Source organism: Paenibacillus sp. N3.4, from assembly GCF_008017805.1.
Taxonomy (GTDB): domain Bacteria; phylum Bacillota; class Bacilli; order Paenibacillales; family NBRC-103111; genus Paenibacillus_E.
This window is the reverse complement of record NZ_VRTT01000209.1, coordinates 1-1,052: the sequence shown is the minus strand read 5'-3', so window position 1 is coordinate 1,052 and position 1,052 is coordinate 1. Positions and strand designations below refer to the sequence as shown.

Here is a 1,052-nt window from a genome sequence, read left to right as displayed (position 1 = left end):
CTTAACCTCGCACGGGAACGTAACTCGCCGGTTCATTCTACAAAAGGCACGCCATCACCCATATAGAGGGCTCTGACTTTTTGTAAGCACACGGTTTCAGGTTCTTTTTCACTCCGCTTCCGCGGTGCTTTTCACCTTTCCCTCACGGTACTGCTTCACTATCGGTCACTAGGGAGTATTTAGCCTTGGCAGATGGTCCTGCCGGATTCCGACGGGGTTTCACGTGACCCGCCGTACTCAGGATACCTCTAGGGATTTCGTTCGATTTGAGCTACAGGGCTTTTACCTTCTATGCCGGACCTTTCCAGATCACTTCGCCTATCGAACTAACCCCATAACGAGGTCCTACAACCCCAAGGAGCAAGCTCCTTGGTTTGGGCTATTCCGCTTTCGCTCGCCGCTACTGACGGAATCACTTTTGTTTTCTTTTCCTCCAGGTACTTAGATGTTTCAGTTCCCTGGGTATGCCTCCAATGCAGCTATGTATTCACTGCATGGTAACTGCGCATTACCACAGCTGGGTTCCCCCATTCGGACATCCCCGGATCAAAGCCTGCTTACGGCTCCCCGAGGCATTTCGTCGTTCGCCACGTCCTTCTTCGGCTCCTAGTGCCTAGGCATCCTCCGTGTGCTCTTTCTAGCTTAACCATTTATAAAGATGTTTGATCAAAGATCAAAGTCTCTATAGAAAGAGTTAAAGATTTTTGCAAGATCCGTTAGAATCAAGCAACCTAAGTTCTTACTTTACGTTTCGTGTTGACAATTGACCTATGCTGCGCAAAGGCTAATTGCAACTATTTCGTTATCTAGTTTTCAAGGAACAACTTTGAAGCTTTTCGTTCGTTGTGATTCAACTTTATTAGCCCTATTTCAGCGGCAAAAAGTATCTTATCACAACTCACTTCCTCATTTCAAGTCGAAATTTCTTGGAAATTTCTACCTTCGAAATCAGGATTGGTGGAGCCAAGCGGGATCGAACCGCTGACCTCCTGCTTGCAAGGCAGGCGCTCTCCCAGCTGAGCTATGGCCCCATACTGGACTCAAAAGTGAAG

General features: G+C 47.7%; 1 tRNA gene and 1 rRNA gene. Both read right to left on the bottom strand.

Annotated elements, in window-relative coordinates:
• Positions 1-648 (bottom strand): 23S ribosomal RNA (locus FU659_RS34975); the annotation flags it as partial.
• 307 nt (positions 649-955) lie between these two features.
• Positions 956-1,031: transfer RNA gene (locus FU659_RS34970), tRNA-Ala, on the bottom strand.
• Positions 1,032-1,052 lie beyond the last annotated feature (21 nt).